The organism is Microcystis sp. LE19-195.1E (assembly GCF_027532095.1).
In the GTDB taxonomy this organism is placed as follows: Bacteria; Cyanobacteriota; Cyanobacteriia; order Cyanobacteriales; family Microcystaceae; genus Microcystis; species Microcystis aeruginosa.
In genome coordinates this window covers 1-17,143 of record NZ_JAPZSZ010000192.1, presented here as the reverse complement: position 1 = coordinate 17,143, position 17,143 = coordinate 1, and the positions used below count along the sequence as shown (strand labels likewise).

The 17,143-nt window shown below is 45.1% G+C and carries 19 protein-coding genes; 12 read left to right on the top strand and 7 right to left on the bottom strand.

Annotated elements, in window-relative coordinates; all coding sequences use genetic code 11:
- The 4 genes from O9300_RS10975 to rpsO all read right to left on the bottom strand — a co-directional run.
- The coding region (locus O9300_RS10975; RefSeq protein WP_287971667.1) for a Uma2 family endonuclease at positions 1–459 on the bottom strand (459 nt) is incomplete at its 3' end.
- 65 nt (positions 460–524) lie between these two features.
- Entirely contained in the window at positions 525–1,580 is a 1,056-nt protein-coding gene (aroF, locus tag O9300_RS10970; RefSeq protein WP_287971665.1) for a 3-deoxy-7-phosphoheptulonate synthase, read from the bottom strand.
- 58 nt (positions 1,581–1,638) lie between these two features.
- On the bottom strand, positions 1,639–2,103 hold the full coding sequence (locus tag O9300_RS10965) for a PAM68 family protein (protein ID WP_002763019.1): 465 nt from the start codon (positions 2,101–2,103) through the stop codon (positions 1,639–1,641).
- Positions 2,104–2,127: 24 nt separating this feature from the next.
- Positions 2,128–2,397: a 30S ribosomal protein S15 gene (rpsO, locus tag O9300_RS10960; RefSeq protein ID WP_002738807.1), complete on the bottom strand. Its 270-nt coding sequence runs from the start codon at positions 2,395–2,397 to the stop codon at positions 2,128–2,130.
- Positions 2,398–2,515: 118 nt separating this feature from the next.
- Between rpsO and O9300_RS10955 the strand changes: the two genes are divergently transcribed.
- From O9300_RS10955 to glgA, 3 genes are all read left to right on the top strand, one after another.
- Positions 2,516–2,701: a hypothetical protein gene (locus O9300_RS10955; RefSeq protein ID WP_125731656.1), complete on the top strand. Its 186-nt coding sequence runs from the start codon at positions 2,516–2,518 to the stop codon at positions 2,699–2,701.
- Positions 2,702–2,708: 7 nt separating this feature from the next.
- Positions 2,709–3,038 (top strand): NAD(P)H-quinone oxidoreductase subunit M, encoded by a 330-nt coding sequence (locus tag O9300_RS10950; protein WP_002738864.1) that lies wholly within the window; start codon positions 2,709–2,711, stop codon positions 3,036–3,038.
- Between the two features lie 570 nt (positions 3,039–3,608).
- On the top strand, positions 3,609–5,036 hold the full coding sequence (gene glgA / locus O9300_RS10945; RefSeq protein ID WP_004163073.1) for a glycogen synthase GlgA: 1,428 nt from the start codon (positions 3,609–3,611) through the stop codon (positions 5,034–5,036).
- Between the two features lie 49 nt (positions 5,037–5,085).
- Here glgA and O9300_RS10940 read toward each other — a convergent pair whose 3' ends face one another.
- The gene (locus O9300_RS10940; protein ID WP_287971661.1) at positions 5,086–5,691 is read right to left on the bottom strand and encodes a vWA domain-containing protein; all 606 of its coding nucleotides are present in this window, start codon (positions 5,689–5,691) and stop codon (positions 5,086–5,088) included.
- A gap of 212 nt (positions 5,692–5,903) precedes the next feature.
- Here O9300_RS10940 and O9300_RS10935 point away from each other — a divergent pair, with 212 nt between their 5' ends.
- Together O9300_RS10935 and O9300_RS10930 are read left to right on the top strand one after the other, a co-directional pair.
- Complete coding sequence (locus O9300_RS10935) at positions 5,904–6,236, top strand: TMEM165/GDT1 family protein (protein WP_002777289.1); 333 nt, start codon at positions 5,904–5,906, stop codon at positions 6,234–6,236.
- Positions 6,237–6,401: 165 nt separating this feature from the next.
- Positions 6,402–6,677: a TMEM165/GDT1 family protein gene (locus tag O9300_RS10930; RefSeq protein ID WP_002732425.1), complete on the top strand. Its 276-nt coding sequence runs from the start codon at positions 6,402–6,404 to the stop codon at positions 6,675–6,677.
- Here O9300_RS10930 and O9300_RS10925 read toward each other — a convergent pair.
- Positions 6,609–6,959: a hypothetical protein gene (locus O9300_RS10925; protein ID WP_287971660.1), complete on the bottom strand. Its 351-nt coding sequence runs from the start codon at positions 6,957–6,959 to the stop codon at positions 6,609–6,611. The two genes, O9300_RS10930 and O9300_RS10925, sit on opposite strands and share 69 nt — an antisense overlap.
- 125 nt (positions 6,960–7,084) lie before the next feature.
- On the opposite strand from O9300_RS10925, the gene urtA reads away from it, so the two are divergent.
- The 6 genes from urtA (at position 7,085) to O9300_RS10895 (ending at position 13,872) form a co-directional block, all read left to right on the top strand.
- Positions 7,085–8,401, top strand: a complete 1,317-nt coding sequence (gene urtA, locus O9300_RS10920; RefSeq protein ID WP_287971659.1) for an urea ABC transporter substrate-binding protein — start codon at positions 7,085–7,087, stop codon at positions 8,399–8,401.
- A gap of 94 nt (positions 8,402–8,495) precedes the next feature.
- Positions 8,496–9,656 (top strand): ABC transporter permease subunit, encoded by a 1,161-nt coding sequence (locus O9300_RS10915; RefSeq protein WP_287728057.1) that lies wholly within the window; start codon positions 8,496–8,498, stop codon positions 9,654–9,656.
- 3 nt (positions 9,657–9,659) lie between these two features.
- On the top strand, positions 9,660–10,814 hold the full coding sequence (urtC, locus tag O9300_RS10910; protein ID WP_287971658.1) for an urea ABC transporter permease subunit UrtC: 1,155 nt from the start codon (positions 9,660–9,662) through the stop codon (positions 10,812–10,814).
- Positions 10,815–10,927: 113 nt separating this feature from the next.
- Entirely contained in the window at positions 10,928–11,674 is a 747-nt protein-coding gene (gene urtD / locus O9300_RS10905) for an urea ABC transporter ATP-binding protein UrtD (protein ID WP_002777291.1), read from the top strand.
- 38 nt (positions 11,675–11,712) lie between these two features.
- Positions 11,713–12,411 carry an urea ABC transporter ATP-binding subunit UrtE gene (gene urtE, locus O9300_RS10900; protein WP_287971656.1) on the top strand — a complete coding sequence of 233 codons (699 nt, stop codon included), beginning with the start codon at positions 11,713–11,715 and terminating at the stop codon, positions 12,409–12,411.
- Positions 12,412–12,648: 237 nt separating this feature from the next.
- Positions 12,649–13,872 carry a BaiN/RdsA family NAD(P)/FAD-dependent oxidoreductase gene (locus O9300_RS10895; RefSeq protein ID WP_287971654.1) on the top strand — a complete coding sequence of 408 codons (1,224 nt, stop codon included), beginning with the start codon at positions 12,649–12,651 and terminating at the stop codon, positions 13,870–13,872.
- A 575-nt stretch (positions 13,873–14,447) separates the two neighbouring features.
- Here the strand turns inward: O9300_RS10895 and pckA are convergent.
- The gene (pckA, locus tag O9300_RS10890; RefSeq protein ID WP_287971652.1) at positions 14,448–16,127 is read right to left on the bottom strand and encodes a phosphoenolpyruvate carboxykinase (ATP); all 1,680 of its coding nucleotides are present in this window, start codon (positions 16,125–16,127) and stop codon (positions 14,448–14,450) included.
- Between the two features lie 418 nt (positions 16,128–16,545).
- On the opposite strand from pckA, the gene O9300_RS10885 reads away from it, so the two are divergent.
- Positions 16,546–16,686: a hypothetical protein gene (locus O9300_RS10885; RefSeq protein ID WP_002759867.1), complete on the top strand. Its 141-nt coding sequence runs from the start codon at positions 16,546–16,548 to the stop codon at positions 16,684–16,686.
- Positions 16,687–17,143 lie beyond the last annotated feature (457 nt).

Below are 17,143 nucleotides of genomic sequence, written 5' to 3'. Positions count from 1 at the left end.
TAATTCCGGCACTCCCAAACGGGCATAAAGTGCTAATTTATTAATATCCGTATGGGTGATATCCACTTCCACCACTAAATCTGGGGGCGGATCTTCAGTTAAATTAATCCTTTTTCCTAGCACTTTAGCTTGATTTTGAATATAGTAAGCATTATCGGGTTCTGCTCCTCGTTCTAAATCCTCCCTAGCTAGAGTTGTGGAACCCATACTTTTAATTTTTAAACCCAATTCTACCACCAAAATCCGAATAAACAATCCGATTAATTCTCGATAAAACTCGTGTTCTTCTAGGGGCATAGTAATTTCTAAAGTGCCACGATCATAAAATAAATGGGCGCGATTATTTTCTCCTAGTGCCTGTAAAATTTGCTGATAGGATAGCCAATTGAGATGATAAAAAACTACCCGTTTCTCACCCCTAATTTGCTCAGTATTTAACTCCAGAGGAACTGTCACCATAACTGCCCCGAAAAGCGAAATTTATGCCCAAAAAAAGGGGGTTGACTCACCCCCTGATCATCTTATCAAACCAGTGCCGGAACCTGGGGCCAACGCCCGATCGTCTTACCAATGACCGCTAACTCCTGAGTTAATCGATCGAATCGGTCGGGGGTCAAGGATTGCGGCCCATCAGATAGGGCCTTCGCCGGGTTAGGATGTACCTCGATCATCAAGGAATCAGCCCCGGCTGCCAGGGAAGCCATGGCCATGGTCGGGACATATTCCCATTTACCCGTACCGTGGCTAGGATCGATCATGATCGGCAGGTGAGTTAAAGTTCTTAAAACGGGAATACAGGATAAATCTAGGGTATTGCGAGTATATTTACTGTCAAAGGTGCGGATACCGCGTTCGCAGAGAATGACATTGCTATTTCCTGCTGCGAGGATATATTCTGCCGCCATCAACCAATCTTCAATAGTGGCTGCCATGCCGCGCTTGAGTAGGACCGGTTTCGGTTGCGCCCCAACTTTTTTTAGGAGGGAAAAATTCTGCATATTGCGCGCCCCCACTTGCACCACGTCGGCTATTTCGACAATCTTATCGAGATCCGCTGCGTCCATTACTTCCGTGATAATACCCAAACCACTGGCATCTCTAGCCGCCGCTAGTAATTCCAAAGCGCTTTCCCCGTGACCTTGAAAAGCATAGGGAGAAGTGCGGGGTTTGTAGGCACCACCGCGGAGGAATTGCGCTCCGGCTGCCGCCACTCGTTTGGCAGTTTCCACGATCATCGCTTCATTTTCCACCGAACAGGGGCCGGCGACAATGCTAACGGTATGATTTCTGCCGATGGGGATAACACCGTTAGGAGTGGGGACTAAAACCTCGCTGTATTCGCCGTGACGGTATTCTAAAGAGGCGCGTTTGAAGGGTTGTTCGACTCGCAGGACGGTTTCGATCCAAGGGCTTAATTCTTGGATTTGTAGGGGGTCTAATTCCCGGGTTTCTCCGACTAAACCGATGACAACTTTATGCTTACCGACGATTTTTTCGGGACTTAATCCCCATGCCTCGAATTCGGCACCGATGCGCTCGATTTCAATTTCCGGGGAACCAACTTTCATGACAATAATCATGGCATTAACCTTTTATTTTTTTCTTTAATCTCTATTGTTGACGATTTCTAGAGGTTATCTATTTTTCTTCCACTTCTTTTTTGCCGGACCGCCATGCGGCGATCGTTCTGCCAAAATTAGCTTGAAATTCTTGCCATCCTAGCCAATCCCCCACCCGATCCTCATCCCAAGAAGCGGAGAAGATGCCATAACTCAGACCGATGAAACCTAGACCAAATAGGCTTAAACTGACGAGCATGGCGACGTAGGAAGGGATTTCGAGAAGATCGTGGCTAATAATCCAGTAGAAGCCAAAAAAGGAAGCTATCCCCAGTGCCGTCGGCAGGCCACAAAATACCGCCATCCGTTTGGCCATCCGTTGACTGACCACTTGCGGAATCGCCTTTAAGCTGGTTTCCTCGGAGCGATTTTTTAGGGGCGGTGGCACGGGACTAGGGGCAATTTTCGGGGTTTTTCGCTTATTTTGGCGCGGCTCAAAGGGGAGACGTTCTTTTTTCTCCGTCGATTTCGATTCAGAGGCCATGGTAGGGATGCAAAGGGGGTATGCTTAACGGCGAATTCCGAGACGACCAATCAGGGTTTGATAACGTTGTTGATCTTTCTTCTGGATATAGGTTAACAGTCCCCGACGACGACCGATCATCTGGAGTAATCCCCGACGGGAAGCATGGTCTTTCGGGTTAGCTTTCAGGTGTTCGGTCAGTTGGTTGATTCTCTCGGTTAAGAAAGCTACCTGTAACTCCGATGATCCTGTATCGGTTTCGTGGGCCTGATATTGGCTGATTAGTTCTTGTTTTTTGGTCTGGGTTAAGGCCATAGGACTCGTGATCTCTGCTTAAACACTGCAATCTATCATAGTATCACGTTTCTGGTGGATCCGTAAACATTGTTCGGGAGGCAGGAGATAGGGTGATAGGTTTTGGGGTGATAGGGTGATGAGACAGCTTCCCCACCTCCCCACTTCCCCACTTCCCTATCTACCCCACTTCATAATCCATAATTCCCACACCCCACACCCCACACCCCACACCCCACACCCCACTTCCCCACTTCCCAATTCCCAATTCCCCAATTCCGCAAATCATGGCAAAATCTTAGACATAGCGTCTAACTTACCCTGAAGATTCCATGCTGTTAAAATCCACGACCCGTCATATTCGCATTTATACGGCTGAAGTAAAAAATAATCAATTGATCGAGAGTAACAATGTCTTGACTCTTGATGTGGATCCCGATAATGAATTTAATTGGGAAGAAGTGGCTCTCAATAAGGTTTATAGTAAGTTTGATGAATTGGTAGAATCCTACAATGGGGAAGAACTGAGCGAATATAATCTCCGTCGCATCGGTTCAGATCTAGAACATTTTATCCGTTCTCTCCTGCAAAAAGGGGAAATTAGCTATAATCTCAACGCCAGAGTGCAGAACTATAGTATGGGTTTACCGAAATTAGGGTGAACGATTCCGCGTCAGTCCCCACCCGGACACCTAGGGGGGTGGGGAATTGGCCTCGCGGCAATGAAGCGAACAATTGCCCGTCACTCATCCCTAATAATCGGATTGATTGAAATGTACCTTAAGTCCCACTTTCCGCACTTCTTAACAGCCTACAATCCTTTACCAGTAAGGACTATAGCGACAATGATTGATTTTGATCAAGGTGAAGAATTTTAATTTTTTTTCTCAGAAAAAATCAATTATTGAAAATGTTCTCAATAGTAGTTTCTACAATGAAGGTTTTTCCTCAAAACATCTTGGGGAATGTAAAAAAATATAAAAGTATATGAAGATGGGCGGAATGTCGGTTAAATCGACAATAGCAGACAGTGCCGGTGCCGAGCAGCTAGAACTTAATAAAAAGGCGACAAAACTTAATAATGTCCAAAACAGCTAATTATGTCCCTCGTTGGCTCTCTGGTTGGTTAAAGAAAAATCTAGGCTAATCCGATAATAACCTGCTTGCAAATCCTGCTAGGGTGGTTTTATCTGTTAAAATTTCTTGTCGTCGTGAAGTAAAGCGGGAAGAGTATGCGAATTCTATTTGTGGGTGCCGAGGCCGCCCCAATTGCCAAAGTTGGGGGAATGGGGGACGTAATTGGGGCATTACCGAAAGTCTTGCGTCAGCTAGGTCATGACGTGCGGATTTTTCTGCCCTACTACGGTTTTCTCCAGGAAAAAATGGACATCCCTTCCGAACCCATTTGGTCAGGATTCGCCATGTTTCAGGATTTTTTAGTCTATGAGACGGTTTTACCCGATACGGATATTCCTCTCTACCTCTTTGGTCATCTAGCTTTCTCTGGACGCAATATCTACGGAGGCGAAGATGAGGCCTGGCGATTTACCCTATTTGCCAATGGTGCGGCGGAATTCGCTTGGAATTACTGGAAACCGCAAGTTATTCACTGTCATGATTGGCATACGGGCATGATTCCCGTCTGGATGCACCAAGACCCCGATATTAGCACCGTTTTTACTATCCATAATCTCGCCTACCAGGGCCCTTGGCGGGAGGCATTAGAAAAAATGACTTGGTGTCCTTGGTATATGCAGGGCGATAATACCATGGCTGCGGCGGTTCAATTTGCTAATCGCATCACCACCGTTTCTCCCACCTATGCCCGTCAAATACAGACCCCCATTTATGGCGAAAATTTAGAGGGATTATTGTCCTATATTTCCGGCAATCTGGTGGGGATTGTCAACGGCATCGATACGGAGGTGTATGACCCTGCTAAAGATGTTTATCTTAAGCAGAATTTTACCCCAGAAACCATCGAAAAACGTCTGATCAATAAAATTGCCCTGCAAGAAGAAGTGGGGCTACAGGTCAGTAAAAGTGCCTTTGTAATGGCGATGGTGACGCGTTTGGTGGAACAAAAAGGTATTGATCTAGTGATGCAAATTTTAGATCGCTTTCTCACCTATACTGATGCACAATTGATTATTTTGGGTACAGGCGATCGCTATTATGAAACCCAACTGTGGGAGATGACTTCCCGTTTCCGGGGGCGAATGTCCCTGCATCTTCTCTATAGTGATGCCCTTTCCCGTCGCATCTATGGGGGGGCCGATGCTTTGTTAATGCCTTCCCGTTTTGAACCCTGCGGCATTTCCCAATTAATGGCCATGCGTTATGGTTGCATCCCCATGGTACGCCGCACCGGTGGTTTAGTCGATACGGTATCTTTCCACGACCCAATTCAGGAAAAAGGAACAGGATTTAGTTTCGATCGCTATGAACCTTTAGACCTGTTTACCTGTATGATCCGGACTTGGGAAAGTTTCCGTTATAAACAGGATTGGCAAAAACTACAGCAACGGGCAATGACTCAAGATTTTAGTTGGTATAAATCCGCTTTGGAATATCTCAAAATCTACAAACAAATCACCGGACAATCGGATCAATTATCCGATGAGGAAAAAGATAAATTGGTCGCCCTGACTAGCAGTTAAAGCCTCCTTGAGTAGGGGTGAAGATATATCACCCCTACCCCGGCAGAAATTAATCGGTAATGGCGTTGAGAAGAACTTCCGCTAGGGTCATATCTTCCATATCATCGATAGTAATCGTGTCAACGATATCGAATTTGGCCCCCGCCGATTCTAGTTGATCGTCTAAAGCTTTGAGAAATTCGGTCGCTTGCCGATCATGGCCTACTTGAATCAGAGAAATGGCTAATTCTTGATCGTTATCGAGTTTTCGAGAAGCTTCGATAATTTGACGCATCACCGCTTTGCGATCATCTGGTTCTCCGTCGGTAATCACCAGAATGGTTTCTCCGTTGGGTTTAGTTTTGCCAGCAGTTTTGCGCTGAAAATAATTATCGAGGGCATCTTGCAGCACAGCTGCTAGGTCTGTCCTCCCCATGGGTTCATTTTCTTGATAAATTTGTGTCACCTTATCGGAAGTAACATTATCATAGCGTCGGAAACGTCCGGAAAAAAGATAGATAGTGATGCCGTCGGGATCGAATTCCTCGCACTTTCTAGCCAAGGCGAGGGTGGATTCTTGGGCAATTTGCCAACGGGTTTTCTCGCTGGGTTTATCAGCAGTGGACATACTGCCACTTTTGTCAATAATCAGAGTATAATCTCTGTTTTCTACCATAGGGGCTATACCTCCAAGCAATTTGCGCTCGTCCTAGTCTAATAATTATTAAACTCTAGGATGGAAACTCTACCTCGATCGACTAGGGTTTTTTAACTATTGGGGGAGGAGACAGCGCCCCCAACAGCAGAAACTATCGCCAGAAAACCGGTCGGGCTAAAATGAAAAAAGTATGAAAATTATTGCTTAACCCGATATTGTTAAATTAGCCGATGAGTGATAGCAAATCGATCGCCTCAACCGAGAAAAAGCCAGATCAGCCACCTTCTTGGAGTTTTTGGACGGTGTTTAGTTCCACCTTCCTAACCATATTTTTTGCTGAAATCGGCGATAAAACCCAATTAGCCACCCTTCTCATCAGTGCTGAATCCCAATCCCCCTGGGTGGTTTTTGCCGGGGCAGCCACCGCTTTAATCGCTACCAGTCTCCTCGGTGTCCTGATCGGTTATTGGATTGCTCGTCGTCTTTCCCCCAAAACTTTAGATATCGGTGTCGCTATCCTTCTCCTTTTGATCACTGGTTTACTGATCGGCGATATTCTCTAAGCAATCAGTATTCAGGAGTCGGTCGTCAGGAGACTCCGAGACAGGAGATAGGGTGATAGGGTTTTGGGGTGATAGGGTGATGAAACAGCTTCCCCACCTCCCCATCACCCCACTTCCCCACTTCCCCACTTCCCCACCTCCCCATCACCCATCTCCCTAGAATTTATGAATTGGCAATTATTCGGACTGACATTTATCACGGTTTTTTTGGCAGAAATCGGCGATAAAAGTCAATTAGTAGCGATCGCTCTCGGTGGCAGTTCCAAATCACCTAAAGCTGTCTTTTTTGGCTCAATTACCGCCTTAATCTGCACCAGTTTCTTAGGAGTCCTTGCGGGCGGCAGTATGGCGCAATTATTCCCCGCTAAGATATTAAAAGCGATAGCGGCCATTGGTTTTGCGCTGCTTGCTGTCCGGCTGCTTTGGCCAGATTCGGATTGATAATTGGGTTTGCGGCAAAAAGCTTTTCGGTGGGGGCAGGGTGTGGGGTGTGGGGTGTGGGGTGTGGGGTGTAGGGTGTGGGGTGTGGGGTGTGGGGTGTGGGGTGTCGGAAGAATAAATAGAAATAATCTCCTGTCTCCTGCCTCCTGTCTCCCGACTCCTGCCTCCTGTCTCCTGACTCCTGATAGCTAAAAAACTGAGGCAAATTCCAGAAAAATAATTAATTTTTTGGAAAAAAGTAGCGAAAATTACAAAAAATATCCAAAAAGTAGCGAAAATCACAAAAAATCTGCTAACCTAGCCGTAATATCACACAGATATTTGTAGAAAGATTCCCGAAAATCTCCTCAGCAAAAACATCCGTGTGAAGTAGCTAATATTGTCAGCGAGGTTAGTTCAAGATCATCATGTCAAATTTAGGACGACGTAAATTTCTCCTGTACGGTTCTGCCGCTCTGGGAACCAGTATTCTGTTAAAAGCTTGCGGTGGCAATCAAAGCCAAACCCCCACGGCTAGTCCTAGCCCAGCTGCTAGTCCCGCCCCGGCTTCTGGAGAGACAATTAAGGTGGGTATTCTGCACTCCCTCAGTGGCACCATGGCCATCAGTGAAACCAGCGTAGTTGATGCGGAAAAACTGGCGATCGAGGAAATCAATGCCGCCGGTGGTGTTCTTGGTAAAAAGATCGAGGCAGTGGTGGAAGATGGCGCTTCCGATTGGCCAACTTTTACCGAAAAAGCCACCAAACTGATCGATCAGGACAAAGTTGTGACTGTCTTCGGTTGTTGGACTTCCGCCAGTCGTCAGGCAGTTTTACCCGTGTTTGAAGCCAAAAACCATATGCTCTGGTATCCCGTCCAGTACGAGGGTCAAGAGTGTTCTAGAAATATCTTCTACACTGGGGCTGCCCCCAACCAACAGATCGAGCCGGCAGTGACTTGGTTGCTGGAAAATAAAGGGAAAAAATTCTTCCTCGTCGGTTCCGACTACGTTTTTCCCCGCACCGCCAACACGATTATTAAAGAGCAGTTAAAGGCGAAAGGCGGCGAAACCGTAGGCGAAGACTACCTACCCCTAGGTAACACGGAAGTTACCCCGATTATCACCAAAATTAAGCAAGCTTTACCCGATGGTGGCGTTATTTTCAACACCCTCAACGGTGACAGTAACGTGGCTTTCTTTAAACAACTGCAAGCGGCCGGTTTAACTCCCGATAAATATCCGGTCATGTCGGTGAGTGTTGCTGAGGAAGAAGTTAAACAAATCGGTAAGGAATATCTCCTCGGTCAGTACGCTTGTTGGAACTATTTCCAAACCGTAGATACCCCCGCTAACAAAAAATTTGTTGAGGCTTTTCGAGCTAAATTCGGTCAGGAGCGCGTCACTAACGACCCGATGGAGGCGGCCTACATCATGGTCTATCTCTGGAAGCAAGCGGTAGAACAAGCGGCAACCGCCGATGATCTCGACAAAGTTCGCGCCGCGGCCGTGGGACAAAAATTCGATGCTCCCGAAGGACCGGTGGAAATGTTCCCCAATCATCATATCTCCAAAACCGTCCGCATTGGTCAGGTGAGAGATGATGGTCTATTTGACATCGTTTGGTCAACTCCGGGGGTAGTGGATCCGCAACCTTGGAACCAATTTGTCCCCGAAACTAAGGGCTTTGCCTGTGACTGGACGGATCCGGCTAAGGGCGGTAAGTTCAAAATGGAAAAATCCTAGTTTTAGGAATTTTTCCGGATAGTAACGAGAGTGAGGTGGGCATTACTGTTCACCCCTCTTTTTAAAGCTTAAAAATGCACGGGAATAACGAAAAGTGTCAGCATTATTAGAAGGATTATTTAATGGTATTAGTATCGGTTCTGTGCTATTGCTGGCCGCTTTAGGACTAGCGATTGTTTTCGGACTGATGGGGGTGATTAATCTCGCTCACGGTGAGTTAATGATGTTAGGGGCCTACAGTACTTTTGTGGTGCAGAATATCTTTAAAGGTTTCGGTTCTCCCCTCTTTGATACTTATGTTTTATTCGCCCTACCGATCGCTTTTTTAGTGTCGGGATTGGCGGGATTATTATTAGAAAGGGGGGTGATTAGGTTCCTCTACGGCAGACCCCTAGAAACGCTGCTGGCCACTTGGGGAGTCAGCTTAATTCTGCAGCAATTTGTCAGAAGTGTCAACGGGTTATTAGTAATTAGTTTAATAGTTTTCTGTCTGTTATTTTTTGGGGCGATGACGGTGTTAAGTCGTCGCCTAGATTGGGAGAGAATTCGCAATTTAGCTATTGGTATCACCCTGCCTTTATCCCTAGCTATCGCTGGATTATTAGGCTATCTTTTATCTTTTAATCCGGTTCTCGCTCGACCCTGGTTTAGTGCCAGAAACGTCGATGTCACGGCTCCTGCTTGGTTACGGGGAGGTTTACCTTTACCCGGTTTTCAAATGCCCTACACCCGTCTATTTATTATCATTTTAACTGCCCTTTGTTTGTTAGGGACTTATTGGTTTTTAAATAAATCTTCTTGGGGTTTACGCATTCGTGCCGTCACCCAAAATCGCCAGATGAGTGCCTGTTTAGGCATTCCGACAAATCAAGTGGATGCTTTGACTTTTGCCCTCGGTTCGGGATTAGCTGGAGTTGCCGGTTGTGCGATTAGTTTTTTGGGTTCCGTCGGTCCAAATGTGGGACAAAATTATATCGTTGATACCTTCATGGTAGTGGTGGTGGGGGGAGTGGGTAATCTCCTGGGAACTATTATCGCGGCTATGGCGATCGGTGTGGCTAATTATTTAATTGGTTCGGGAACTTTTGCTCTGATTTTTGGTTCCGTAGAAGCCCTAAAACCCCTAACGGATTTCTTCACCTTTTTCTCCACCACTAGCATGGCAAAAGTGATGATTTTTGCTTTAATTATTGCTTTCTTGCAATTCAAACCTGCGGGAATTTTTCCTCCTAAAGGACGTACTGCTGAGTTATAGATTATGATTACCGAAACCATCACTAGAAACGAATCCCGACAACGGGAAAAGAAAAAGTTAATCACGGAAATCGCTGTTATTGTTGGTTTAGTGGTCATCTTTGCGGTGTTGCTGCCCTTAGCTTTGTCGGCTTTCCGCTTGCGTTTATTGGGGCGATTTCTTTCCCTGGCTATTGTCGCTTTGGGCATAGATTTAATCTGGGGTTATACGGGTTTATTAAGTCTTGGTCATGGCATCTTTTTTGCCCTCGGTGGTTACGCTTTGGCCATGTACCTAAATCTTCAGTTACCCCCCGGACAAATGCCCGAATTTTTTACTCTCTACGGGGTGACAGAATTACCTTTTATTTGGCAACCTTTTTATTCCCTACCTTTGACAATTCTAGCCCTAATTATCGTACCAGCGATCGTGGCAGGATTATTGGGTTATTTAATCTTCCGCAACCGCATTAAAGGGGTTTATTTCTCGATTTTGACCCAAGCGGCTTTACTGGTATTTTTTAACTTTTTTAACGGTCAACAAAAGTTAATTAACGGCACTAATGGCTTAAAAACCGATACCCAAACAATTTTCGGGTTGCTGGTAGGTTCCGATGCCGTTCAAGTGGCCTTTTATTTACTCACAATTGTCTGTTTACTGGCTATTTATCTGCTCTGTCGTTGGTTAACTACGGGCAGATTTGGGCGCTTGTTAGTCGCCATTCGCGATGATGAGGTGCGTGTGCGTTTTTCTGGTTATGATCCTACTTGGTTTAAGGTGTTAGTTTTTGCCATTTCTGGGGCGATTGCCGGTGTTGCCGGCGCCCTTTATACCGTGCAAACGGGAATTATCACCCCTAACTCTATGGATGTGGCTTTTTCCATTGAAATGGTGATTTGGGTGGCTGTGGGGGGACGTGCTACCCTTGTGGGGGCAGTTGTCGGTACTTTATTAGTACGCCTAGCCCAAACTTTTTTAAGCGAACAATTTCCGGAAGTCTGGGTATTTTTCCAAGGGGCCCTATTCCTAATTGTGGTGACAGTGCTTCCCGATGGTCTTCTCGGTGGAATTAAACGTTTGCTGACTCATTTTGGTTTCCGCAAAACTTTAATTACCTATCCTAGTATTGAGGAAGCTCCGGAAGTGCAACTGGAAAGAGAAGAATTAGATCATAAGTGATCTTAGCTATCAGTTATCAGTTATCAGTTATCAGTTATCAGATGTGAGTTTTCAGTTCACTGATTACTGCTGACTGTTCACTGAAAATACTTCCCAATTCCCTCTTAGAAATTATGACTGGAAAAATCTTAGAAATCGAGAATCTTACCGTTAGTTTTGGGGGTTTTAAAGCTCTCAATAATCTTAATTTCAGTATGGATACGGGAGAATTGCGGGTGATTATCGGTCCCAATGGTGCGGGAAAAACCACTTTTTTAGATGTGATTACGGGGAAAGTGCAACCCACCATCGGACGGGTATTATTTAAAGGTCGAGATCTCCGCAAAATTCCCGAATTTGCGATCGCTCGTTTGGGTATTGGTCGCAAATTTCAAACTCCTAGGGTATATTTAAATCTAACTGTCCGAGAAAATCTCGATTTAGTTAGTAATCGCAATAAAAATGTTTTCTCAACTCTTTTCGGTCGTCCTCCCCTAGAAGATAGCAGAAAAGTTATTGGTTTATTGGAAACTATCGGGTTAACTGCTAAAGCTGATTTACCCGCTTCTTTACTTTCCCACGGGGAAAAACAACGCTTAGAAATTGGTCAATTAGTGGCCCAGTCACCAGATTTACTGCTAGTAGATGAACCCGTAGCAGGATTAACCGATGAGGAAACGGAAAACGTGGGTAATTTGTTGTTAAATCTAGCGGAAAGTCATTCAATTATTGTTATTGAACACGATATGGAATTTGTCCGTCAAATTGCCCGCAAAGTCACGGTTTTACACCAAGGAACTGTTCTCTGTGAGGGGAATATGGAGCAAATTCAAAATGATCCGAAAGTTATTGAAGTTTATCTAGGTTCCTCGGAAGAATAAAGAATCAAACGATTAAAATTAATTAAAAAGGGTTGACAATGTTACACATATCTGATCTCAATGTTTACTACGGAGAAAGTCATATTTTAAGAAATGTTGATCTTAACATTTATGCGGGAGAAATGGTCTGTTTAATCGGACGTAATGGCGTGGGCAAAACTACCCTATTAAAAACCTTGATGGGTATCTTAAAACCGCGAGCGGGAACAATTAATTATGAGCAAGAAAACCTGATTAATAAAACCTCAGATCAAAGAGCCAGATTAGGACTGGGTTATGTGCCGCAGGGTAGGGATATTATTCCCCGTTTAACGGTAAAAGAGAATTTAATTCTCGGTTTGGAAGCTTTACCCACAAAAAGAAAAAATGCCACAATTCCCGAAGAAATCTTCGATTTGTTTCCCGTTTTAAAAACCATGTTATCGCGGATGGGAGGAGATTTAAGCGGTGGACAACAACAGCAATTAGCCATCGCTCGCGCCTTAGTGGGGGAACCAAAATTATTAATTTTAGATGAACCCACGGAAGGAATTCAACCGTCAATTATTCTCGAAATTGAAGCAGCGGTGCGGCGTATTGTTGCCAGTAAAGGAATCGCCGTTTTATTAGTAGAACAACACCTGCATTTTGTCCGCCAAGCTGATCGATATTACGCCATGCAGAAAGGGGGAATTGTTGCTTCCGGTTTCACAAGCGGATTAAGTCAAGAAGTCATTCAGCGATTTTTGTCGGTTTAAACTTAACTTTTTCCTTGATAAGTAGGTGGGCGTTAAAAATTATCAGACACCCCCCTTATCAAGGGGGGATTAAGGGGGGATCGGCACCCCCCTTATCAAGGGGGGATTAAGGGGGGATCGGCACCCCCCTTATCAAGGGGGGATTAAGGGGGGATCGGCACCCCCCTTATCAAGGGGGGATTAAGGGGGGATCAAAGACAAAATCTATCTTCAATTTAATTATAACCACTTACTTATATGACTCAAATAGTCGTAATTGGTGGCGGGGCAGCGGGATTTTTTGGCGCAATTAAAGCGGCAGAATCTAACCCAAAAGCTGGCGTTACTATCCTAGAAGCGGCAAAAGAACCTCTTGCGAAAGTGCGGATTTCGGGAGGGGGACGCTGTAATGTCACCCATCATTGTTTTGATGTTTCCCAATTGGTTAATTATTATCCTCACGGTGGCAAAGCACTACGGGGAGCTTTTAGTCGGTTTCAACCCCAAGATACTATTAAATGGTTTGAATTGCGAGGGGTAAAACTCAAAACAGAAGCGGATGGACGAATGTTTCCCAGCACCGATAATTCTGAAACTATTGTTAATTGTCTGCGGGAAAGTGCGACTTTTGCTGGGGTTAATTTAAGGCTAAATTCCCCAGTTAAATCGGTAAAAAAACAGGAAGAAAGTTTTTTGATTGAATTAAAAAGAGAGGAGCAAATTAGGGCAGATAAGCTTTTAATTGCTACGGGAAGTAGTCCTTTTGGTTATCGCACCGCTCAAGATTTAGGTCATTCTCTAATCTCTCCTGTCCCTTCTTTATTTACCTTTCAAATTGCCGATCCTCGTCTGAAAGATTTGTTAGGGGTTGCTGTGGATAAAGTGCGAGTTCGTCTTGGGGGAAGCAAATTAGAACAAATCGGACCCTTGTTAATTACCCATTGGGGAGTCAGTGGACCGGCTATTTTAAAACTTTCTGCTTGGGGAGCGCGGGTACTTCACGAGCATCATTACCGAATGCCTTTAATCATTAATTGGTTGGGGGATTATCATCCTGAAAAATTGCGAGAAATTATCTTACAAACTAAAAGTGAATATCCCAAAAGAAAACTTTTTAATTATTGTCCCTTTGAACAGTTACCCAAGCGTCTTTGGCAGAGTTTATTAAGTTACTTGACTGTTAACTCGGAAACTCCTTGGGCCGAATTATCTAAAAATACTCTCAATCGATTAATGATTGAATTACAGCAAGGGGAATATCAAATCAAAGGAAAAGGGGTGTTTAAGGAGGAATTTGTCACCTCTGGGGGAGTGAATCTTCAGGAAGTGGATTTTAAAACTATGGAAAGCAAAATCTGTCCGGGGTTATATTTTGCCGGGGAGGTACTAGATATCGATGGAGTCACGGGGGGATTTAATTTTCAAAGCGCTTGGACCACTGGTTATCTCGCCGGACAAGCTATGGGCAATAGAAGGGTGTAGGAAGCACCGGAGAGGGGGAAGTGGGGAAGTGGGGAGCCTTTTTTCAGTAAACAGTAAACAGTGAACTGAAAACTCACATCTGACAACAAGGGCCGAATCTAAGACCTAATTGGTTAAGCTAAAAGCTTTGATGTGCTTAGTTTCTAACCTTCTTTTTAGGTAGAGTTTGCTGAATAAATCTAAAAACCTTGTTGGATAAGGCTTTTAGACTTTTTTGACCTCAAAAAGTCCCGACCCTTGCAGTGATTGAGGGGAAAATTCAGGTACTTTTTCCCTGAAAATTAGGTAATTGACCAGGTGAAAATGGGTAAAACCCCACACCCCACACCCCACACCCCACACCCTGCCACCAGGAAAAACTTTTTCAGCAGACCCTAGGTAGGAGAATTGTCAGATTCTGTCTTTTGCCTCTTGCCTGTTGCCTCTTGCCTTCAGAAGCTGATAACTGAATACTGACTCCTGAATACTGAATACTGAATACTGACTCCTGACTCCTGACTCCTGACTCCTGACTCCTGACTCCTGACTCCTGACTCCTGAATACTGCCTTCGTTAAAACCGATTCCTTGATGCTGTTATTCCCAAATTGGACCGGCTGCAATGATTTCTTGGGAGGCCGTGGTAAATTGACGGAAATTTTCCACGAAACGATGGGCTAATTCTCGCGCCTGTAGGTCGTAGGATTCGCCATCTTGCCATGCTTGTCGCGGGTCGAGGATTTTTTTGGGAACTCCGGGGACAATTTCGGGGACGAGAACTTGAAAGATGGGATGAGGATGGAAAACTACTTCCTCTAAATCGCCATTTAAAGCGGCGGAAACCATAGCCCGGGTGTGTTTGATCGAAATGCGATCGCCGACTCCGTAGGGACCGCCGGACCAACCAGTATTAATCAGATAAACGGAGGTTTCGGGATGTTGTTCTAAACGTTCCCCTAACATTTGGGCATAGACGAGGGGTGAGAGGGGGAAGAAACATTGACCGAAACAACTGGAAAAAGTCACCTGTGGGGCTGTGATTCCCCGTTCCGTTCCCGCTAATTTGCTAGTATAGCCGGAGAGGAAATGATACATCGCCTGGTTCGTGGTTAATTTGGCGATTGGTGGCAGTACCCCAAAAGCATCGGCAGTTAAGAAGATAATAGTTTTCGGGTGGGTTCCCATGCCAGATACGGCACAATTAGGGATATAACGCAGGGGATAGGCGGCGCGGGTGTTTTCGGTCAAACGTCCATCATCGTAGTCGGGAAGGCGATTATCGGGGGAAAGGATCACGTTTTCGAGAATAGTGCCAAATTGAATCGCCGCCCAGATTTGGGGTTCGTATTCGGCACTTAAACGGATGGTTTTAGCATAACAACCGCCTTCAAAGTTAAAAATGCCGTCTTCTGACCAACCGTGTTCATCATCACCGATGAGGCTGCGTTTAGGATCGGCGGAAAGGGTGGTTTTACCCGTACCGGAGAGACCGAAAAAGAGGGCTGTATGACCGTGTTTATCGATGTTAGCGGCACCGTGCATCGGTAAAACCCCTTGTTTGGTCATCAGGTAGTTCATCATCGAGAAGACGGATTTTTTGATTTCGCCAGCGTAGCGAGTGCCACCGATGAGAACGATTTTTTTTGCCAGGTTGAGGACGATAAAGGCTTCGCTGTTCAGGTCGTCATCCTCGGGATCTCCCTGTAACCCCGGCAGGGCAATCACGGTAAAATCAGTTTGATGGGCAGCTAGTTCGATCGCACTGGGCCGGAGGAATAACTGATGGGCAAAGAGGTTATGATAGGCGATTTCGGTGACAACGCGCACGCCAAAGCGACAATTAGGATCGGACCCGACGTAACCATCGAAGATATATAGGTCTTTTCCCTGTACATAGGCGAGGACTTTTCGGTATAACTGCTGGAATTTTTCCTCGCTAATCGGGGCATTATGCTGATTCCAGTCGATTTCCTTTTCGCTATTGGCTTCTTTGACAATGAATTTATCTTTGGGGGAACGACCGGTATATTTACCCGTTTCCACCACTAAAGCCCCATTATCGGCTAAAACGCCCTCATGACGTTCGATCGCCTGTTCGACTAATTGCGGTACGGAAAGATTGCGATAAACGCGACCGAGATTTTTCATGCCTAGGTTTTCGAGGCCGTAGGTGGGATGAATTTGATTTTCTAATTCGTAGTAGAAATTGACGTTCTCCACGCGATCGGGCAAGGGACAAGAGATACTATCATTGGTCAGCGTGTGTAGAGTCGGCATAACCCCAATTCTCCTGATAATTTAGTTGTCGGTTTAGAGCTAAGTTCCAGGTCTCTGATTAGTGCAGTTATAGAAACTAGAAAAACTCCGTTCTCTGTCTTTTTTCACTCCCAGACACCTAAGAAGCTATATTGATTAGTTTATTTGACGATATTTGCCTGATTAATCTGGTCTTTTGCTGTCGGTAAAGCCAATCTTAGAGCGGTAATTCAGGATTATTTGCCTATTTACCCGTCATCTCCCAGTCAGGGTTTTTACCTTTTCCCTCTTGCCGATCTAACTGCTTTTTCTAGATATTTTTAGTCTAGCTGTACAATAGGATACAGACGATGTTTTTTTTACAAAAATTAACAGCTAAACAACATTGGTCAGCTAATCTAGCAGTTAAGCTGCCCGCGAATTTAAATTGCTTGTTGAGATGAGGCAACAGGCAACAGGCAACAGTAAAGGGATTTGGGTAGATTTAGCCAATCTCAAGGATAGGCGGTTAAAATGCGTCTTAGCCTATCTTCATGGTGGGGTAGGAAGTCTCTGGTTTTGGGCAACGTCAGAACAATAGCTGGTCGTCCGGAGATGATGCCAAGGCTCCTAAACGTGGTTAAATCGGTTTTGCCGCTAATAAAAAAAGTCGATTGACACAGGGCAAGTTAGCGGCCAAAATTAACTCTATTAGCCGTTGGCAAGCTCTAGAATTGATTGTGTAAGTAGTCGGACATAAATTCTGTTGTCTATCTTAAGAAATGTAAATTGCCGCAATTCTTACTGACGACCGACTCCTGACTCCTGACTCCTTACCCCACAGTTAACTTTACTTTTGTCCAACTACTTAACAGGTTAATTAAGTCTAGCTCGATCTCGAAAAAAAACAACTAATATTGACATCCTCACCGCCGTAAACGGACGGTGATTCCCAAACCTCACGATTTAGGTTTCTGCTTCTTTCCCTTGCGGGGTTCCGCACCTGCCTTAACAGATTTACTCTGTTCTGGTCTTATGGTCGCTCTACAGACTGACAC

Bases quoted from the DNA above. Each gene is read 5' to 3' on its own strand.
- O9300_RS10950 (WP_002738864.1), top strand. From the start codon at position 2,709: ATGCTGTTAAAATCCACGACCCGTCATATTCGCATTTATACGGCTGAA.
- O9300_RS10955 (WP_125731656.1), top strand. From the start codon at position 2,516: ATGAGACAGCTTCCCCACCTCCCCACTTCCCCACTTCCCTATCTACCC.
- aroF (WP_287971665.1), bottom strand. From the start codon at position 1,580: ATGATTATTGTCATGAAAGTTGGTTCCCCGGAAATTGAAATCGAGCGC.
- O9300_RS10885 (WP_002759867.1), top strand. From the start codon at position 16,546: ATGAGGCAACAGGCAACAGGCAACAGTAAAGGGATTTGGGTAGATTTA.
- O9300_RS10895 (WP_287971654.1), top strand. From the start codon at position 12,649: ATGACTCAAATAGTCGTAATTGGTGGCGGGGCAGCGGGATTTTTTGGC.
- O9300_RS10940 (WP_287971661.1), bottom strand. From the start codon at position 5,691: ATGGTAGAAAACAGAGATTATACTCTGATTATTGACAAAAGTGGCAGT.
- urtA (WP_287971659.1), top strand. From the start codon at position 7,085: ATGTCAAATTTAGGACGACGTAAATTTCTCCTGTACGGTTCTGCCGCT.
- O9300_RS10935 (WP_002777289.1), top strand. From the start codon at position 5,904: ATGAGTGATAGCAAATCGATCGCCTCAACCGAGAAAAAGCCAGATCAG.
- pckA (WP_287971652.1), bottom strand. From the start codon at position 16,127: ATGCCGACTCTACACACGCTGACCAATGATAGTATCTCTTGTCCCTTG.
- O9300_RS10965 (WP_002763019.1), bottom strand. From the start codon at position 2,103: ATGGCCTCTGAATCGAAATCGACGGAGAAAAAAGAACGTCTCCCCTTT.
- urtC (WP_287971658.1), top strand. From the start codon at position 9,660: ATGATTACCGAAACCATCACTAGAAACGAATCCCGACAACGGGAAAAG.
- rpsO (WP_002738807.1), bottom strand. From the start codon at position 2,397: ATGGCCTTAACCCAGACCAAAAAACAAGAACTAATCAGCCAATATCAG.
- O9300_RS10930 (WP_002732425.1), top strand. From the start codon at position 6,402: ATGAATTGGCAATTATTCGGACTGACATTTATCACGGTTTTTTTGGCA.
- urtD (WP_002777291.1), top strand. From the start codon at position 10,928: ATGACTGGAAAAATCTTAGAAATCGAGAATCTTACCGTTAGTTTTGGG.
- urtE (WP_287971656.1), top strand. From the start codon at position 11,713: ATGTTACACATATCTGATCTCAATGTTTACTACGGAGAAAGTCATATT.
- glgA (WP_004163073.1), top strand. From the start codon at position 3,609: ATGCGAATTCTATTTGTGGGTGCCGAGGCCGCCCCAATTGCCAAAGTT.